General features: G+C 57.7%; 11 protein-coding genes. 5 read left to right on the top strand and 6 right to left on the bottom strand.

Going from position 1 to position 17,865, the window contains the following annotated elements; genetic code table 11:
- Positions 1 to 18: 18 nt before the first annotated feature.
- Positions 19 to 2,958, bottom strand: a complete 2,940-nt coding sequence (glnE, locus tag QF010_RS29440) for a bifunctional [glutamate--ammonia ligase]-adenylyl-L-tyrosine phosphorylase/[glutamate--ammonia-ligase] adenylyltransferase (protein WP_033055455.1) — start codon at positions 2,956 to 2,958, stop codon at positions 19 to 21.
- 383 nt (positions 2,959 to 3,341) lie between these two features.
- Here glnE and aceE point away from each other — a divergent pair, with 383 nt between their 5' ends.
- From aceE to msrA, 5 genes are all read left to right on the top strand, one after another.
- Entirely contained in the window at positions 3,342 to 5,987 is a 2,646-nt protein-coding gene (gene aceE / locus QF010_RS29435; RefSeq protein WP_033055454.1) for a pyruvate dehydrogenase (acetyl-transferring), homodimeric type, read from the top strand.
- Positions 5,988 to 5,998: 11 nt separating this feature from the next.
- A complete protein-coding gene (gene aceF / locus QF010_RS29430) occupies positions 5,999 to 7,966 on the top strand; it encodes a dihydrolipoyllysine-residue acetyltransferase (RefSeq protein WP_429534494.1) in 1,968 nt (655 codons plus the stop codon).
- 280 nt (positions 7,967 to 8,246) lie between these two features.
- Positions 8,247 to 9,641 carry an alkaline phosphatase D family protein gene (locus QF010_RS29425; protein ID WP_429534493.1) on the top strand — a complete coding sequence of 465 codons (1,395 nt, stop codon included), beginning with the start codon at positions 8,247 to 8,249 and terminating at the stop codon, positions 9,639 to 9,641.
- 289 nt (positions 9,642 to 9,930) lie between these two features.
- A complete protein-coding gene (locus tag QF010_RS29420; RefSeq protein ID WP_429534492.1) occupies positions 9,931 to 12,624 on the top strand; it encodes a putative bifunctional diguanylate cyclase/phosphodiesterase in 2,694 nt (897 codons plus the stop codon).
- Positions 12,625 to 12,693: 69 nt separating this feature from the next.
- Entirely contained in the window at positions 12,694 to 13,341 is a 648-nt protein-coding gene (gene msrA, locus QF010_RS29415; RefSeq protein WP_150656684.1) for a peptide-methionine (S)-S-oxide reductase MsrA, read from the top strand.
- A 151-nt stretch (positions 13,342 to 13,492) separates the two neighbouring features.
- Here the strand turns inward: msrA and QF010_RS29410 are convergent, their stop codons facing one another.
- The 5 genes from QF010_RS29410 to QF010_RS29390 form a co-directional block, all read right to left on the bottom strand.
- On the bottom strand, positions 13,493 to 14,332 hold the full coding sequence (locus QF010_RS29410; protein ID WP_109627648.1) for a 23S rRNA (adenine(2030)-N(6))-methyltransferase RlmJ: 840 nt from the start codon (positions 14,330 to 14,332) through the stop codon (positions 13,493 to 13,495).
- Positions 14,333 to 14,626: 294 nt separating this feature from the next.
- Positions 14,627 to 14,950, bottom strand: a complete 324-nt coding sequence (locus tag QF010_RS29405; protein WP_429534491.1) for a hypothetical protein — start codon at positions 14,948 to 14,950, stop codon at positions 14,627 to 14,629.
- A 965-nt stretch (positions 14,951 to 15,915) separates the two neighbouring features.
- Positions 15,916 to 16,338 carry a hypothetical protein gene (locus tag QF010_RS29400; protein WP_429534490.1) on the bottom strand — a complete coding sequence of 141 codons (423 nt, stop codon included), beginning with the start codon at positions 16,336 to 16,338 and terminating at the stop codon, positions 15,916 to 15,918.
- Between the two features lie 108 nt (positions 16,339 to 16,446).
- The gene (locus QF010_RS29395) at positions 16,447 to 16,866 is read right to left on the bottom strand and encodes a hypothetical protein (protein WP_429534489.1); all 420 of its coding nucleotides are present in this window, start codon (positions 16,864 to 16,866) and stop codon (positions 16,447 to 16,449) included.
- The coding region (locus QF010_RS29390) for an RHS repeat domain-containing protein (RefSeq protein WP_429534488.1) at positions 16,863 to 17,865 on the bottom strand (1,003 nt) is incomplete at its 5' end. The genes QF010_RS29390 and QF010_RS29395, both read right to left, overlap by 4 nt.

Genomic DNA, 17,865 nt, shown 5'->3' with positions numbered 1-17,865 from the left:
CCACATTCCAAGTCAGCCTCAGCTTAGCCCCAGCTCGCGCCAGATCCGTACTACCTGCCGCCGTTCGTCCACGAACTGGTCGCCCGGTATCACCCCGGGGTCCTTCTGCAAGGCCTGCCGGTGAGCGGCGGAGCGGTAGGCTTTATAGGCCTCGCGCAACAGGCTGGCGTCTTCGACGGGCATCAGCCCTTCGTGTTCCAGCTCTTCCAGAATGCGGATATTGTCAGTCCAGCGCAGCAATGGCGGGTGCGATTCGGACCACGCCAGGGCCGCGTATTGCACCATAAATTCAATATCGACGATACCTCCGGCGTCCTGCTTGAGATCGAACGGCGCCGTGGCCTCGAAGGCATTTGCCCCAGTGCCCGCCGCGGTACTCTTGCTGCCAAGGTTATCGCGCATTTTGGCGCGCATCTCGCTGACCTCCTGGCGCAAGGTCGCCAGGTCCCGCGGCTTGCCCAATACCGCCGCGCGGACTTTCTCGAACGCCTGGCCGACGTCCGGGCTGCCCACCAGCACCCGCGCCCGCACCAGCGCCTGATGTTCCCAGGTCCAGGCTTCATTTTCCTGATACCGGGCAAACGCTCCGAGCGAACTCACCAGCAACCCCGACGCGCCGGACGGCCGCAGACGCATGTCCACTTCATACAGCTGACCGGAGTTGGTCTGGGCCGTGAGCAAGTGAATGATCCGCTGGCCCAGCCGAGTAAAGAATTGCGCACCATCGATAGGTTTCGGCCCGTCGGTTTCCGCCTGCGGGTCGCCATCGTGGATGAACACCAGGTCCAGGTCCGAACCATGCCCCAGTTCCAGACCGCCGACTTTCCCGTAACCGACAATGATGAAGCCGGGATCGCACAAGGTGCCGTCGGTGCGTTGCGGCGTGCCGTATTTGGCCACGGTCTGGCGCCAGGCCAAGGCCAGCACTTGTTCGAGAATCGCTTCGGCGAGCCAGGTCAGGTAATCACTGACCTTCATCAACGGCAGGCTGCCGGCGATTTCCGAAGCGGCGACGCGCAAGCGGTGCGCCAGTTTGAAATGCCGCAGGGCTTCCATTTGCTGTTCGAGGTCGTCTTCGGGAATCCGCGTCAAACGCTCGCGCAACTCGGCGGCCAGTTCCGGCGCCAGCGGCGGTTTGAACAGCCGACCTTCGTTGAGCAATTCGTCGAGCAGCAGCGGGAAGCGGGTGATCTGTTCGGCGATCCACGGGCTCGCGGCGCACAAGGTCAACAAACGTCGCAGCGCGCCGGGGTTTTCGGTCAGCAACACCAGATACGCGGAACGACGGGCCACGGCTTCCACCAACGGCAATACCCTTTCCAGCACCAGATCCGGATTGGCGTGCTCCACGGCCTGAGCCAGCAGCCGCGGAATAAAGGCATCGAGGCGTTCACGCCCCAAGCGCTGCATCGCGCGCAATTGCGGACTGCTGCGCAAGCCAGCCAAGGCTTTCAAAGCCTTGGAGGCATCGACGAAGCCGCCCTCTTCCAACTGACGGCAAGCGGCCTCTTCATCCTGAGCCTCTTCCCACAACGGTAGCCATTCACCGCCGACCACCACTTCGCTTTCGGTGCCTTCCTCTTCGTCGGGATCGGCGATCACCTGACCGAAGTGCCAGGCCACGCGGCCACGCCAATACATCAGCTGTTCATGGAAAGCCTCCCAGTCGGCGAAGCCCAACATAAAGGCAATGCGCGCCTGATCCTGAGCGCCGTCCGGCAACATCTGGGTCTGGCGGTCGGCAATCGCCTGGATTGCGTGCTCGGTGTACCGCAGGAATTCGTAGCCTTCGCGCAGTTCGCTGATCACCGCCGGCGGCAGGTAACCCTGACCTTCCAGCGTGCTCAGTACTTTTAATAGAGGACGTTGCTGCAAGCTCAGGTCGCGGCCGCCGTGGATCAGCTGGAATGCCTGGGCGATAAATTCGACTTCGCGGATGCCGCCGGAGCCGAGTTTGATGTTATCGGCCATGCCCTTGCGCCGGACTTCCTGCTGGATCAATTGCTTCATGGTGCGCAACGCTTCGATCGCCGAGAAGTCGAGGTAACGCCGGTAAACGAACGGCCGCAGCATCTCTTGCAATTGCGCACCGGCGACTTGATCACCGGCCACCACCCGCGACTTGATCATCGCGTAGCGTTCCCAGTCGCGCCCCTGATCCTGGTAATACTGCTCCAGCGCGTTGAAGCTCAACACCAATGCGCCGGCCGAACCGTAAGGTCGCAGACGCATGTCGACACGGAATACAAAACCGTCGACGGTCATCGGGTCCAGGGCCTTGATCAGGCGCTGGCCGAGACGGATGAAAAATTCCTGGTTATCCAGCGAGCGTTTGACCCCGACGGTTTCGCCGCCTTCCGGATAGGCGAAGATCAGGTCGATGTCCGAGGACAGGTTGAGCTCCACCGCGCCGAGCTTGCCCATGCCGAGAATGACCATTTGCTGCGGCTCGCCGCTGCGCCGGCCAGTCGGCACGCCGAACTGCTGACAATGCCGCGAGTACAACCACTGATAGGCCTGATCGATGCTGGCATCGGCCATGTCCGAGAGGTCGCGGCAGGTCTGGATCAGATCGCACTGACGATTCAGGTCGCGCCAGATGATCCGCACTTGATGACGGGTACGTTGACGACGCAGGGCGCGACCGAGCCCATCGTCGGTTTCCGCGGCATTCACCGCTGCCGCAATCTGTGCGCACAGCTCGCCGGGCGCAAAACTTCGGTCCAGCTCACCGGACTGCACCAGCTCCAGCAGCATCAATGGGTCACGGACACTTTGTTCAATCACGAAGTCGCTGGCAGCGGTGACGCGGGCGAATTGCGCCCAGCGTTCAGGCGTCCAGCCGACCAGGCCATGGTCGTCATCCAGCCCGGCGGCGGCCGCACGGAACGACTGCTCGGCACGGGTGACAAACGGCAGGAGAACGCCGGGCAGTTCGGCAAGCGAAGGGAGGCTCATGGTCTATCCTTGATCGGCGTGTGGAGGGCTGCATGTAGTGATTCGCGAGAATGCACTACCTGATCGACTGTCGAACAAAGGTTAGAAATAGCTGAAATTTCTTTATTTTTGGCAGACAGCATCAAGCTTTCACCTTTTCTGGTTGGCAAAAGACCAACCTTAACGATTATTCTCACAACGCAGCTGGAGGCCACAAGCCGCTCATCTGTAGTTTTACTACTCGTATATACATTCGAAAGGCTGAAATGCCCGATGATTTGTAGTAAAACTACACGCCGCCGGAACAACCTCTCGGCAATCCAAGAATTTATATCGTCTGCCCACAAGGCCAGTCGCAAACTCAGGCAACCGATTCTGGAAGCCTTTCCGCCCTGGAGCAAGCCATGCAAGACCTCGATCCCGTCGAAACCCAGGAATGGCTGGACGCCCTGGAATCGGTTCTCGACAAAGAAGGCGAAGACCGCGCTCACTATCTGATGACCCGTATGGGCGAACTCGCAACCCGTAGCGGTTCGCAATTGCCTTACGCCATCACCACGCCATACCGCAACACGATCCCCGTTACCCACGAAGCACGCATGCCTGGCGACCTGTTCATGGAACGCCGCATTCGCTCGTTGGTACGCTGGAACGCGATGGCCATGGTGATGCGTACGAACCTGAAAGATTCTGACCTGGGCGGTCACATCTCCAGCTTCGCCTCCAGCGCAACCCTGTACGACATCGGCTTCAACTATTTCTTCCAGGCCCCGACCGACGAACACGGCGGCGACCTGATCTACTTCCAGGGTCACACCTCGCCAGGCGTTTACGCCCGTGCGTTCATGGAAGGCCGCATCACCGAAGACCAGATGAACAACTTCCGCCAGGAAGTGGACGGTCAGGGCCTGTCGTCCTACCCGCACCCTTGGCTGATGCCTGATTTCTGGCAGTTCCCGACCGTATCCATGGGTCTGGGCCCGATCCAGGCGATCTACCAGGCACGCTTCATGAAGTACCTGGAAGCCCGTGGCTTCATCCCTGAAGGCAAGCAAAAAGTCTGGTGCTTCCTGGGCGACGGCGAGTGCGACGAGCCGGAATCCCTGGGCGCGATCTCGCTGGCTGGCCGCGAGAAGCTCGACAACCTGATCTTCGTTATCAACTGCAACCTGCAGCGCCTTGATGGCCCGGTTCGCGGCAACGGCAAGATCATCCAGGAACTCGAAGGCGTGTTCCGCGGTGCTCAGTGGAACGTGACCAAAGTCATCTGGGGCCGTTTCTGGGACCCACTGTTGGCCAAAGACGTCGACGGTATCCTGCAACGCCGCATGGACGAAGTCATCGACGGCGAGTACCAGAACTACAAAGCCAAAGACGGCGCGTTCGTACGTGAACACTTCTTCAACTCGCCAGAACTCAAGGCAATGGTTGCAGACTTGTCCGACGACGAGATCTGGAAACTCAACCGTGGCGGTCACGACCCGTACAAGGTCTACGCGGCGTACCACGAAGCGGTCAACCACAAAGAACAACCGACCGTCATCCTGGCCAAGACCATCAAAGGTTATGGCACCGGTGCCGGCGAAGCGAAGAACACTGCGCACAACACCAAGAAAGTTGATGTTGAAAGCCTGAAGCTGTTCCGCGATCGTTTCGACATTCCGGTCAAAGACTCCGAGCTGGAAAACCTGCCGTTCTTCAAGCCAGAGCCAAACAGCGCCGAAGCCCGCTATCTGAGCGAGCGTCGCACTGCACTGGGCGGTTTCGTGCCACAGCGCCGCGCCAAAAGCTTCGACATCCCGACGCCATCGCTGGATACCCTCAAGGCCATCCTGGACGGCTCGGGCGACCGTGAAATTTCCACCACCATGGCCTTCGTGCGGATCCTCGCGCAACTGGTCAAGGACAAGGAAATCGGTCCACGCATCGTCCCGATCATCCCGGACGAAGCCCGTACCTTCGGTATGGAAGGCATGTTCCGCCAGTTGGGCATCTACTCGTCCGTCGGCCAGCTCTACGAGCCAGTCGATAAAGACCAGGTGATGTTCTACAAGGAAGACAAAAAGGGCCAGATCCTCGAAGAAGGCATCAACGAAGCGGGCGCCATGAGCTCCTTCATCGCTGCCGGTACTTCGTACTCCAGCCACAACCAGCCAATGCTGCCGTTCTACATCTTCTACTCGATGTTCGGCTTCCAGCGTATCGGCGACCTGGCTTGGGCTGCCGGCGACAGCCGTACCCGTGGCTTCCTGATCGGCGGCACCGCCGGCCGGACCACGCTGAACGGCGAAGGCCTGCAACACGAAGACGGTCACAGCCACATCCTGGCTGCCACCATCCCGAACTGCCGCACCTTTGATCCAACTTACGGCTACGAGCTGGCGGTGATCATCCAGGACGGCATGAAGAAGATGACCGAAGAGCAGCAGGACGTTTTCTACTACATCACCGTGATGAACGAGTCCTACCAGCAGCCAGCCATGCCGGCCGGTGTCGAGGAAGGCATCATCAAGGGCATGTACCTGCTCGAGGAAGACACCCGCGAAGCGGCGCACCACGTTCAGCTGATGGGCTCCGGCACCATCCTGCGCGAAGTTCGCGAAGCGGCGAAAATCCTGCGTGAACAGTTCAACGTCGGCGCTGACGTGTGGAGCGTTACCAGCTTCAACGAACTGCGTCGCGACGGCCTGGCCGTAGAGCGCAGCAACCGTCTCCACCCGGGCCAGAAGCCTAAGCTGAGCTATGTCGAAGAGTGCCTGAACGGCCGTCAAGGTCCGGTCATCGCGTCTACCGACTACATGAAGCTGTTCGCTGAGCAAATTCGTCAGTGGGTCCCGTCCAAGGAATTCAAAGTCCTGGGCACCGACGGTTTCGGCCGCAGTGACAGCCGTAAGAAGCTGCGTCACTTCTTCGAAGTCGACCGTCATTTCGTGGTGTTGGCAGCCCTGGAAGCCTTGGCTGACCGTGGTGACATCGAACCTAAAGTGGTGGCTGAAGCCATCGCCAAGTTCGGGATCAACCCGGAAAAACGCAACCCACTGGACTGCTGAGGAGACACTCTGTGAGCGAACTCATTCGCGTACCTGACATCGGCAGCGGTGAAGGTGAAGTAATCGAACTATTTGTGAAGGTCGGCGACCGTGTCGAAGCCGACCAGAGCATCCTGACGCTTGAGTCGGACAAGGCGAGCATGGAAATTCCTGCGCCCAAGGCCGGCATCGTCAAAAGCATCAAAGTGAAGCTGGGCGATCGCCTGAAAGAAGGCGACGAACTGCTGGAGCTGGAAGTCGAAGGTGCCGCTGCTGCGGCCCCTGCGGCTGCCGCTGCCGCTGCCCCGGCTGCCAAAGCTGAAGCGAAACCGGCTGCTGCTCCTGCCGCGGCCCCAGCTCCGGCTGCCGCGCCTGCTGCCGCTTCGGTTCAGCAAGTGCATGTTCCGGACATCGGTTCGTCGGGCAAGGCCCAGATCATCGAGATCCAGGTCAAGGTCGGCGACACCGTCGCGGCTGATCAGTCGCTGATCACCCTGGAATCCGACAAGGCCAGCATGGAAATCCCTTCGCCCGCCGCTGGCGTGGTCAAGGCCATCAGCGTCAAGCTCAACGACGAAGTCGGCACCGGCGACCTGATCCTGGATCTGGAAGTGGCAGGTGCTGCGGCACCGGCTGCGGCCGCGCCAGCTCAGGCAGCTGCACCTGCCGCCGCTGCTCCAGCGCCAGCCGCTGCGGCTCCGGCCGCACCGGTTGCCGACAGCGTTCAGGACATTCATGTCCCGGACATTGGCTCTTCGGGCAAGGCCAAGATCATCGAAGTCCTGGTCAAGGCCGGCGACACCGTTGAAGCCGATCAGTCGCTGATCACCCTGGAATCCGACAAGGCGAGCATGGAAATTCCATCGCCTGCCGCTGGCGTGGTGGAAAGCGTTTCCATCAAGCTGGATGACGAAGTCGGTACCGGCGACCTGATCCTGAAGCTGAAAGTCAAAGGCGCTGCGCCTGCTGCTGCCCCGGCTCCGGCCGCTGCTGCTGCTCCTAGCGCTCCTGCTCCAGCCGCCGCTGCGCCTGCTGCTCCGGCACCGGCCGCACCGGCTGCTGCACCGGCCAAGCCGGGCGCCAAGGTTCACGCAGGTCCTGCGGTGCGCCAACTGGCTCGCGAGTTCGGCGTTGAGCTGAGCGCCGTCGGCGCCAGCGGTCCGCACGGTCGCATCCTGAAAGAAGACGTGCAGGTTTACGTCAAAGCCATGATGCAGAAGGCCAAGGAAGCACCGGCCGCTGCTGCTGGCGCAACCGGTGGCGCGGGCATCCCGCCGATTCCGGTCGTGGACTTCAGCCGCTTCGGTGAAACCGAAGAAGTGCCGATGACCCGCCTGATGCAAATCGGCGCGTCGAGCCTGCATCGCAGCTGGCTGAACATTCCACACGTGACTCAGTTCGATTCGGCTGATATCACCGACCTGGAAGCGTTCCGTATCGCTCAGAAAGCCGTTGCAGAGAAGGCTGGCGTCAAGCTGACCATCCTGCCGCTGCTGCTCAAATCCTGCGCGCACCTGCTCAAGGAACTGCCGGACTTCAACAGTTCGCTGGCACCAAGCGGCAAAGCGATCATCCGCAAGAAGTACGTGAACATCGGCTTCGCCGTCGACACCCCTGAAGGCCTGCTGGTACCGGTCATCAAGAACGTCGACCAGAAGAGCCTGTTGCAACTGGCAGCCGAAGCCGCTGTGCTGGCCGCCAAGGCCCGCGACAAAAAGCTCACCGCTGACGACATGCAAGGCGCCTGCTTCACCATTTCCAGCCTCGGCCACATTGGCGGCACCGGCTTCACGCCGATCGTCAACGCGCCGGAAGTGGCGATCCTCGGTGTTTCCAAGGCAACCATCCAGCCAGTCTGGGACGGCAAAGCCTTCCAGCCGAAACTGATGCTGCCACTGTCGCTGTCCTACGATCACCGTGTGATCAACGGCGCCGCTGCTGCACGCTTCACCAAGCGTCTGAGCGACCTGCTGGCGGACATCCGCACCATCCTGCTGTAACACCGATCGGCCCTCCTTCACCGGAGGGCCCGTCGCGTTCCACGTTTTCCGAGCGCCACGCTCGTACCTCAACCCCGCCAGTTTGGCGGGGCTTTTTTTGCCTTGAAGAAAGTCACCCAACACCCCTTTCCTACATTCGCGGCTTACGTTGCCCACAACTCCAGTCCACTTCCTCTCGATATTTCTTGCAAGCCAATAACTAAGCTCAATCCAACTAATTATCGTTAAACCCTCACCCGCCTATTTTGCTTAGTTAGCATTAATTCGAATGGATTCGAACATGTTCAAACCGACTGTCGGCCCTATTATTGGCCACACTACAACTAACCACGCACGCATCTTCTTGCGCGGAGAACTTCAAAACAATGCGCCGGTATTTGCAGGCGTTCGTTATCGCAGGCAGGGCGAAGAGCGCTGGTCCCAAGGCATATTTGCAAAGTTGACGATCTTGCGTGACATGTCAGATGTCATTGCGCTCAACGACCTCGCCACCGATACCGAATACGAGTATCAGGCCGGGTGGTTCAGCCCCATGAGCCCGGTGCACACCGTGGAAACCGTTCAGGAGCTGCCGCTGCAATGGCCGCGGGATATTTATCGTTTTCGAACCCGCTCCAGCCAATCCGGAACGCCGAGGGCTTATGTCGTCGGGTCATGCCGTTACCTGCGCCTGACCGCAGGAGTGGCAATCGCACCGCAGGCCGGCGACCGGATATTTGCCTCGATCACGAATCTGGCGCAGCAGACTGAACCGCCCATCAGCGCTATGTTGATGACCGGCGATCAAATCTATGTCGATGACCTGAACGTCATTGCTCCCGACCGGGAGTACAAGGAAATACTCAGCAAGTACCGCGCAGCTTTTTCACAACCCAATATCGCAAAGTTAATGTCCGGCGTGCCGACTTACATGATCCTCGACGATCATGAAATTGAAGACAACTGGCCCGCCAACAAAAGTAAGGCCGACACCTACTTATACAAAAATGCCATTGCGGCGTATGAGTTGTATCAAGCCAGTCATAGCCCGGCGCATGCACTTCTTGCCGACGGGCAAATAAATAGAAAACTCGAACACTATTGGTATCAATTTGCCGAGGGCGATATCGAATGGTTTGTCACTGACAGTCGAACCCGACGCAACCTGTCGGCCAATGATCGACGCATCCTCGACGAAGAGCAGGAACAGGCCTTGTGCAAATGGTTGATTCACAGCCCGGCCAGGGTCAAATTCGTGGTCACCAGCGTGATGTTCTACCCCGACCGCAAAGCCCATGGCGATGACGCGTGGAAGGCCTTTCCCGAACAACGTCTGCGGCTGCTGGAGACAATTCGTACACACCGTATCAAGAACGTCTTCTTCGTTTCCGGTGATGTCCACGGCTCTTTGACGAGTCGTCTGACACACAGCGAAGACCCGGATTTCGAGGTGCACACCATCGTCTCCTCACCTTTGTGCAACAGCAAACTGCTGCCATACGCCAAGGCATCCACCTTCATCCTCGATCAACCGTTGGCACGAACAGTTGCTGGCGACTATCAGCATGCACTGACCAGCCAGGTGGTCAGCGAGGACAATTTTGCCCATCTGGTCGTTGATCAGGAGAAGGTTCAGGTCAACTATCACGACCGGGACGGCCATCTGCTGCAATCGGTAGGCATTCCTTTGCGTTAAACCAAACCTGTGGCGAGGGAGCTTGCTCCCGCTTGAGTGCGCAGCGCTCACAAGATTTTTGGGCCGCTGCGCAGCCCAGCGCGAGCAAGCTCGCTCGCCACAGGGCTCCAAACGATTACTTTTAGCCATCCATTGGAGAAATCCCGCCGCCGGCCGACATATTCTTATAGCACTTGGCCTTCATGTCTCTTGTCAGTCAGTGTCGCAATGATGCAACCTTGCTGCAGATAACAGTAAAGAGGGCGAGAGCCCGGCGCGATCAGCCTATTCGAAGCGAGTTTCCCTCCATATGAAAAGCCAACCCGATGCCGCCAGCCGTATGGTGGCCGAGGTAGTGACGCAGTTGCCTGTGCCCTCGCGGCTCGGCATGCTTCGTTTCGAACGGCTGAATGAAGCGAGTTGGGCGCTGCTGTTTCTCGATCCCAATTGCGAACGACAGTTCGGCCTGCCGGCTGTGGAGCTCTGTGCTCTGGTCGGCTCGCCCTACGCCAGCCTGATGGAGCCCGAAGCGCGCTATCAGCTGCATGACGCGGTTCAGCAGCAACTTACCGAAAGCCCGCATTACCTGATCCGCTACACCCTGCACACCGCCGCCGGTTCCTTGAACCTGCTGGAACTGGGCGAAGCCTACAAACAACACAATCGACACCTGCTGCGCGGCTACCTGCTAGTGGTCGACGGCCTGTTCGAGGGCGAGCAACTGCTGCCGGCCCTGGACCTCGAAACCCAGAACTCTCGCCTGCAAATCGCCCTGGAACTCAATCAGCGCGCCCAGCAGGAACAGCTTCTGCACCTGGACCGGGTGCGCGCCCAGCAAGACTTGATCCTGCTGCTGACCCGCCAGCGCTACAGCAGCAACAACTCCCTGAAAGAAGCCGCCGAACTGATCACTCGCAGTGCCTGTGACATTTACGAAATCGACTGCGCCAGCCTGTGGAACCTCGAGGGTTCTCTGCTCGTGCCGATTTCGGCCTATCACCGCGCCAGCCAGGAATACCTGCTGCCGGAGCCGATCGACGTCAGTCACTTCCCCGACTACGTGGAAGCCTTGCACACCGGCCGCGCCATCGACGCTCACAACGCCATGCGCGACCCGCGCACCCGGGAAATGGCCGAACACCTGCGCTCGCGTGATGTGAACGCCATGCTCGACGCCAGCATCCGCGTCGATGGCCAAGTGGTCGGCGTACTCTGCCTGGAACAGACCGGTACGACCCGCGCCTGGCAATCGGACGAAATTGCTTTCGCCGGTGAACTGGCGGATCAGTTTGCCCAAGTCATCAACAACCACAACCGCCGCACCGCCACCAGCGCCCTGCACCTGTTCCAGCGTGCGGTCGAGCAAAGCGCCAACGCCTTTTTGCTGGTCAATTGCGATGGCGTGGTGGAATACGTCAACCCGAGCTTCACGGCGATCACCCAGTACACCACCGAAGAAGTCCACGGCCAGCGGCTGTCGGAACTGCCGGCCTTGGAAAACCTCAGCGAGCTGCTGTTCGACGCGCCCTCGGCGCTGGCCAAGAGCAACAGCTGGCAAGGCGAGTTCAAAAGCCGCCGTAAAAACCTCGAACCCTACTGGGGCCAGTTGTCGATTTCCAAGGTTTACGGCGACAACCGCGAGCTGACGCATTACATCGGCATCTACGAAGACATCACCCAGACCAAGCTCGCTCAGCAGCGCATCGAGCGTCTGGCTTACACCGATAACCTGACCAACCTCGGCAACCGCCCGGCCTTCATCCGCAACCTCGATGAACGTTTCGCCCGAGACAGCGATACCCCGATCAGCTTGTTGCTGGTGGACATCGATAACTTCAAGCGGATCAACGACAGCCTCGGCCACCAGACCGGCGACAAACTGTTGATCAGCCTGGCCCGACGCCTGCGCAACAGCCTAAGCCCGAGCGGCAGCCTGGCGCGGTTCGCCAGTAACGAATTCGCCGTGCTGCTGGACGACACCGACCTGCGTGCGGGCCAACAGATCGCCAATCAATTGCTGGCGACCCTCGACAAGCCGATGTTCGTCGACAACCAGCTGATCAGCGTCACCGGCTCCGTGGGCCTGGCCTGCGCGCCGTTGCACGGTCGTGATCCGCAAACCCTGATGCGCAACGCCGGCCTCGCCCTGCACAAGGCCAAGGCCAACGGTAAACATCAGGTCCAGGTGTTCACCGAAGCGCTGAACGCCGAAGCCAGTTACAAGTTGTTCGTCGAAAACAACCTGCGCCGCGCCCTGACCCAGAACGAGCTGGACGTGTTCTACCAGCCCAAGCTCTGCCTGCGCAGCGGTCGCCTGCTCGGGATGGAAGCCTTGCTGCGGTGGAACCATCCGGAAAAAGGCATGATCCGCCCGGATCAGTTCATTAGCGTCGCCGAAGAAACCGGGCTGATCATTCCGATTGGCAAATGGATCGCCCGCCAGGCGTGCCGCATGAGCAAAGACCTGACCGCCGCGGGTCTGGGCAATCTTCAGGTGGCAATCAACCTGTCGCCCAAGCAGTTTTCCGATCCGGATCTGGTGTCGTCCATCGCCAACATCCTCAAAGAAGAAGCGCTGCCGGCAAACCTGCTGGAACTCGAACTCACCGAAGGCCTGCTGCTGGAAGCCACCGAAGACACTCACTTGCAGCTCGATCAGCTCAAGCGCCTGGGCCTGACCCTGGCCATGGATGACTTCGGCACCGGTTACTCGTCGCTCAGTTACTTGAAAAAATTCCCGATCGACATCATTAAGATTGATCGAAGCTTCATCCACGAAATCCCCGACAACCAGGACGACATGGAAATCACTTCCGCAGTGATCGCCATGGCCCACAACCTGAAACTCAAGGTCGTGGCTGAAGGCATCGAAACCGCCGAGCAGTTGGCGTTCCTGCGCCGTCACCGCTGCGATGTTGGCCAGGGCTACCTGTTCGACCGACCGATCCCCGGCACCGAGCTGATCGAAAAGCTCAAGCGCTATCCGCGTGGCCCGATCGCCTGACAGCGGCGTAACACTCGGGCAAACTGCGTGTCTGACAATTTACATTCAACCTGACTGAGGGGACTGATCATGGTCTTGCGCTCGGAAATTCTGGTGAACAAAAACGTGCTCCCGACTAAAGAACAAGCTCTGCCTGGCCGCGAAACCCCAATGACCGTGCCGGAAAAACACTTCGTCCACGACGCCCCGCTGCTGGGCCCGTTTGCGATGGATGTGGATTTCGCGATCTTCGGCCTCGGCTGCTTCTGGGGCGCAGAGCGCAAGTTCTGGCAGCGCGAAGGCGTAGTCAGTACGGCGGTGGGTTACGCCGGCGGCTTTACGCCGAACCCGACGTATGAAGAAGTCTGCTCGGGCCTGACTGGCCACAGCGAAGTGGTACTGGTGGTCTACGAGCCGGCAAAAGTCAGCTACGAAGCGCTGCTGAAGATGTTCTGGGAACTGCACAACCCGACTCAGGGCATGCGCCAGGGCAATGACATCGGCACGCAGTACCGCTCGGTAATCTACGCCACCAACCCGACTCAGTTGGCAGCCGCCAAGCACAGCGAGCAAGTGTTCCAGGCCGAGTTGACCAAGGCTGGCAAAGGCACGATCACCACTGAAATCGACGAAGCCCCGACGGTCTACTTCGCCGAGGCGTATCACCAGCAGTACCTGGCCAAGAACCCTGAAGGGTATTGCGGGATTGGCGGTACCGGCGTGACTTGCCCGATCTAAATCTCGGGCCCTAAAAGTATCGCGGGCAAGCCCGCTCCCACATGGGTTATGTGTCTGACCACTCTATCGTGATCAACATAAGTCCCTGTGGGAGCGGGCTTGCCCGCGAATGCGTCCTGTCAGACGCCATCAATACATCTGATCAGAGAGATCAACTCTCAGCGATCAACCAATCCATCTGCCACCCACCCTGGGTCTGCCCAAGTTTCTTGGACAACCACGGCAGCAACTCACGCAATTCCTCTTCCAGCCCCCACGGCGGATTCGCAATCGCCAACCCGGAGCCGTTCAGACTGTTCGGCGTATCCAACGGATGCACCAGCAACTCGACGCGCAACAACTTCGGCGCGCCCGTGCCCGCCAGATCCTGATAAAAACGACGCAACATGCGCTGGTCCTTCACCGGGTACCAGATCGCCGCAACGGTTTGGCGCATCCGGCCAATCGCTTCTTTCAGCGACGCCGCACAGCGCTGCATCTCATCCAGCTGCTCAAACGGCGGATCAATCAACATCACCGCCCGCTTCTCCTGCACCGGCAACATCGCACGCGGCACATGCCAGCCTTCACCCAGATGCACCTTCACCCGACGGTCGCCGGCCATGTTGTCCTTGAGCAACACACCATCTTCCGGATGCTTCTCGTTGAGCATCACCCGATCCTGCGGCCGCGTCAGACGCCGCGCCAACTCCGGCGACCCCGGGTAATAGCGCAACTGGCCATCCGGGTTCATGTCGTGCAGCACCTTCATGTAATCAGCGGTCAACGCCGGCAAATCCGGCTGATCCCACAAACGCGCAATACCTTCCAGGTACTCACCGGTACGGCTCGCCTGATCACCTTGCAGGTCATACAGACCAATACCGGCGTGAGTGTCGAGATAGGCAAACGGCTGCTCCTTGCGCGACATCAAGGCGATGAGGCGGGTCAAAGTCAGGTGTTTGAACACATCGGCGTGATTGCCGGCATGGAAGGCGTGACGATAATTCATGATTGCTCCTGCGAAGGGCGGGAAGTTTACCTTGTACGGCGGCGAACGTCAGGACCTCACGGCTGAGCGGGCAAAGCCTCCCTCACCTTAACCCTCTCCCCAGAGGGCGAGGGGACTGATTTTGGCGATCTCTCGGCCTCCATCGACCTGAACGATCAAAGTGAACTCAAGCTTGGCCAAGCCAAGTTCACCTTGCAGTCGCAGGTCGCAGCAAACTCCCCAAACACCTCGGTCAGTCCCCTCGCCCCTCGGGGAGAGGGCTAGGGTGAGGGGGATGGATCTCAAGCCTTACACCTACTCCGAAGACCGCGCCCGTAACCGCCGCCCAAGAACATCCAGCACATCACACCCATCCCGCAACGGAATGGCACAGAGCAAAGCAAAATCACTAAGAATAAAGGACTGACACTCGATCGAACCGCGCATGGACAGGTTCTCCATCACTTGGGTGACGGCGCGAATTCGGTAGTTGGCAGCGTCATACAAAACATCCAGCGGCGCTTGGGTGTCGACGAACAGGGTTGGCATGTCGTCGCAATTGCTGGTGAGCGCCATGAAACGGCTTTTGGGGTGGGGGATTGGTTTTTCGTAAGGTGGGTCAGGATGAATACTTTTCATTTTTGAAGCCTCTGGTAGAAAGTGGGCGCTACCATCGGCCTTCCTACAGGCTTGGGTGGCAGCTATGCGCGGGGTAGGAATATCGAGACCAGAGAGCAAACTCGACCACACCGAAGCGTGCCCGCACACAGCCGCCGCAACTGATCTTACGGACGCACGTTGATGGCCGCAATTCAGGTGTCGACGCCGAAGCATCCTCTCTAGTCTTGAAGGGTTCCTACACCCTGCCACTGAATTTTCAGTGACCACCAGAGACTATCGATGGAGAACATTTCACACCAGTTCATGGAAACCGATACGAGTTGAAGGAAACTTCCGAAGACCTTGCCCAGAAATTTCGCTCAAAAAAGCAAACGTGGCGAAAGGCATCACTGAAGTTTGACTTGATTTCGCCACCTGTTGAACCCACCACCTATAGCTGCCGCTCAGCAACGACAGAATTCGGCCCAGAGTGTGTAAAAAGCCTGCCACTCTCTTACCGTCAAATTCAGACGGAGCAGAACACCAAGCTATCAAGATCGATCTCGGCGTAGATCCCCAAATCGCCCTTGTAGAGACAAATCTTGGAAACTCCTAACTCGGATTGTAAGAACTCAACGAGCTTTTTAAGGTTAGCGTTTTTAGACATCGCAGTCGGACGTACTACCGTTGCCTGTCCGGGCTCGTCATCGTAAGTTCTGATTAGAAACAAATCCTCTTCGTTCTGTATGGCGTAGTTATAACCACGGTACTTATATCCAACATCGTGGTCGACATCATCAAAGCGAGTAGATTTCACTATCTTCAAAGTAGCAGCCTGTTAAATATCACTCATAAAATTGGGTGAATATACTTATTTACCCCATAAAGTGGTCCAGATTTATTTATCACTCAAGAATCCCTGCAAACAGTGAAAAACCATAGAAAATGGACAAAAATAAATCCGTCCACTTTGTTAACGCCCCCTTTGTTACAGTCAATAACAGTTAATTAACGGTAATCCAAGTAGCCTGATCTTCAACACTGGCTTTATGAAGGTCGCCTTTCCACTCGACGGCTGCTAACCGGAGAATATCTTCAAAAAAAGCCCTGGTATTTTCCATCTCATCCCACCCACAGGGAAACGAGGAATAAGCCTCTGGGTCATACCTCAGCAGTGATTTGAAATCGTAGCGTTCGTTCTGAAGGGCTTTCTCCAAGCACTTATAAAGTAAAAAACGTTGTCGATATGTACGATTCCCGACTAGGCAATAGTTGAGAATTAACTCTTCCCTGTCCGCGGCATCATTTGGATTAAACCGCTCTAACTCCTCTCCAAGCGTTTCTTCTTGGTCATAAATATCGAAACAACCTAAAAAATATGAAGGAGTCGGAATATATGGCTGCCCTGCACCTGTATCAATAAACATAATTCTTCTCACTTAATCGGATATAAAGCATAAAGGGGACGGATTTATTTATTACTCTTGAGAATACCGACGCGTGGGAGTCCAGACTGACAGGCACCACCTTCTCCATCACCAGCTGGCCCGATCTTCAAGACTCGCTAAAAGAAGATCTTCCTTCCAGGTCTCCTGAGCCAACAAATAGACATCTTGAAGAAATCCACGGGGATCGTCCAATGCATACCACTCACCGCGCGGCCAACTCCCTGCATCTTCTTCATCTATATCAAACAAACTCTGAAAATCATAAGACGCATCACTTAGCTTTTCCGCTAGAAAATCCAGCAGCACGAGCTTATGTCGATAGGACAGATAACCTAGATTCAAACTGTATCTTTTGATCAGCTCCGCTCTGTCAAAGGGGTCATTAGGATTAAATACTTCCAGTTCCGCACCCCGAGTTTCCTCGCGATCATAAACATCAAAGACGCCAATAAACCACATCAAATCTGGTTGAAATTCTTCATTTGAAAATGGATCTCGCAACATCATTTTCTCTCCGAAGGAAAAGCAGTAAAAGACCGCAGCACATTATCCTTATCGAACTTAACTTCAAACCAATTCAGATCTTCATTTAGTGTTGGGTTACGAGCGTCTTTCTTGTTCGGTTTATAACCACGCCCGGCCCCAGGAAGCTCCATCCTTACGATCGGATTTTTATTGTGGTCCTTCCCTGTATGCGGGCTCAAACCTAATACCTCCCTTGTCATAGCTTTATTCAATGCCCCCAAATGCATACGCCAGTTTCTGAATTGAGAGCTCAAGTTCCCTTTGGCACCTTTCGGAACCTCACCGGTATGAGGATCAGCCCCATTCACTGCTCGTTGTTTGAGCGCTTGGTCAGATATTTCTGAGCTGTGTTTTTTGACTGTGTGCATATCATATTTTGCTTCCATTTCTTCAACACGCCGCTTCGCATTCGCCTCAGCCAACTCATCAATCCGCGCCCTCCGCTGATCACCTGTCAGCTTCGGCAGCGCCGGCTCACCCTCATCCACCCTAGCGCCAGTCGTATCATCCGGCGCCCCACACCGGGGCTTATTCGGCGGCGGGCAATTCCCGCTTAACCCCAACGGATCAACCCACCCCGTCGGATTCGGCGTGTACTGGTACTGATTCAGCCCACCCGCCAACTTGATCGGATCGGGCGTCAGGTACCGGCCAACCTCCGGATCATAGTACCGATGCCGGTTGTAGTGCAGGCCGCTCTCGGCGTCGAAGTATTGCCCTTGAAACCGCAACGGTTGCTCGAGTTGCTCTCCGCCACCAAACGCTAGGCGAGTAACTTTGCCGTAGGCGTTGTACTTCGCCGACCAGACGATTTCGCCGCTGTAATCCGTCAGTTCCTGCGGCGTACCCAGGTGATCGAGTTGGTAATAAAACGGGCAGGCCTTGCGCGGGCCTTTGCCGTCGAGCATGGCCAGAGGGCGGAAAGTGCCGGGTTCGTAAACGTAGCTGCGGTGGTGATCCTGGCTGTGTTCGGCGACGAGG

Origin of the sequence: Pseudomonas silensiensis (assembly GCF_050434865.1) — a bacterium.
Lineage (GTDB): Bacteria > Pseudomonadota > Gammaproteobacteria > Pseudomonadales > Pseudomonadaceae > Aquipseudomonas > Aquipseudomonas fluorescens_W.
The sequence above is the reverse complement of the archived record's forward strand: the minus strand, read 5'-3'. Positions and strand labels throughout refer to the sequence as shown.

Excerpts from the sequence above, each read along its gene's own strand:
- QF010_RS29395 (WP_429534489.1), bottom strand. The coding sequence starts at position 16,866 with ATGATGTTGCGAGATCCATTTTCAAATGAAGAATTTCAACCAGATTTG.
- QF010_RS29420 (WP_429534492.1), top strand. The coding sequence starts at position 9,931 with ATGAAAAGCCAACCCGATGCCGCCAGCCGTATGGTGGCCGAGGTAGTG.
- QF010_RS29410 (WP_109627648.1), bottom strand. The coding sequence starts at position 14,332 with ATGAATTATCGTCACGCCTTCCATGCCGGCAATCACGCCGATGTGTTC.
- glnE (WP_033055455.1), bottom strand. The coding sequence starts at position 2,958 with ATGAGCCTCCCTTCGCTTGCCGAACTGCCCGGCGTTCTCCTGCCGTTT.
- QF010_RS29425 (WP_429534493.1), top strand. The coding sequence starts at position 8,247 with ATGTTCAAACCGACTGTCGGCCCTATTATTGGCCACACTACAACTAAC.
- aceE (WP_033055454.1), top strand. The coding sequence starts at position 3,342 with ATGCAAGACCTCGATCCCGTCGAAACCCAGGAATGGCTGGACGCCCTG.
- QF010_RS29405 (WP_429534491.1), bottom strand. The coding sequence starts at position 14,950 with ATGAAAAGTATTCATCCTGACCCACCTTACGAAAAACCAATCCCCCAC.
- QF010_RS29400 (WP_429534490.1), bottom strand. The coding sequence starts at position 16,338 with ATGTTTATTGATACAGGTGCAGGGCAGCCATATATTCCGACTCCTTCA.
- msrA (WP_150656684.1), top strand. The coding sequence starts at position 12,694 with ATGGTCTTGCGCTCGGAAATTCTGGTGAACAAAAACGTGCTCCCGACT.